This window comes from Streptococcus sp. 79 (genome assembly GCF_013277425.1).
Lineage (GTDB): Bacteria > Bacillota > Bacilli > Lactobacillales > Streptococcaceae > Streptococcus > Streptococcus pseudopneumoniae.
Genome location: NZ_VMMW01000049.1, coordinates 1 through 1,015 on the forward strand (window position 1 = coordinate 1; position 1,015 = coordinate 1,015).

At 42.3% G+C, this 1,015-nt stretch carries 1 pseudogene; it reads right to left on the bottom strand.

From position 1 onward, the window contains the following. Positions 1-540, bottom strand: a pseudogene (locus HT729_RS07865) (reverse transcriptase domain-containing protein); the annotation flags it as partial. Between the last annotated feature and the right edge of the window lie 475 nt (positions 541-1,015).

Genomic DNA, 1,015 nt, shown 5'->3' on the forward strand with positions numbered 1-1,015 from the left:
TCCAATTCATTAAGCATGACATTGGATAAGAGAGGAGATACATTTCCTCCCTGTGGTGTGCCAACTAGCGTTTTATGACGTTGACCATTAATGATAACACCTGAATGAAGATACTTACGAATCAAGGATTCCCTATCTCCGTCTTCGATAATGTTATGTACTAAGGACATCAATCTATCTTGAGGAACCCTATCGAAAAATTTCTCTAGGTCTATATCCACTATCCACTCATAGCCGTCATTTAAGTACTCTAAGAGCTTGGACAATGGCTTGTTGGATTATCCTATCCATCACTGTCGGAATCCCAAGCTGAAGGACACCTCCATTGGGTTGGGGGATTTCAACTCGCAGGACTGATTGAGGTTTGTATTTCCTCTGTTTTATCAGTTCTTTAGTCAGGCGCCAGTTTTGTCTGAGATAATTATCCATCTCTTCGATAGTCATTCCATCAATCCCAGCTGAGCCCTTATTGGATTTTCCTTGATTGTAGGCTTCCAGCATATTTTCGCGTGATACTATCTTATCTAGCAATTTTGACATGTGCCTATTCCTTTCTTGTTTTGGTGCCTGAGGGACATCTTATATTGGTGAACCTTCATCTAGTCAATACGTGACAGAGTCCAGTTCTATCAGACCGTTCGTTTTACAGACACAAGTGAAGTAGGATTACTTCGATCTGTCGTTTTCTCTTTCTAGCGACAGACCTCAAACAGTCTCTCCCCAGACTGTTTGAGTATTCACCCCTTCGCTCCACTTCCATTACAGAAGTTTCCTCACTACTATGGGTTCGGCTGACTTCTCATGATTCCTTGTTACTACGCTTTCAGCGCTCATGAGAGCTCACGGGATAAGTCCTACATCTTTCCTCGTTTAGACTAGACATGAGGACGTTAAAAGGTTACAGTGAATTCAATTACTCCCGTGATTTACGCATATGGGTTACGACTACCTTTTTGGACTTTAGAGTTTCTGGCCCCCTTTTCCGCTATATGCCCCTTACTATCACCTTCCTGTT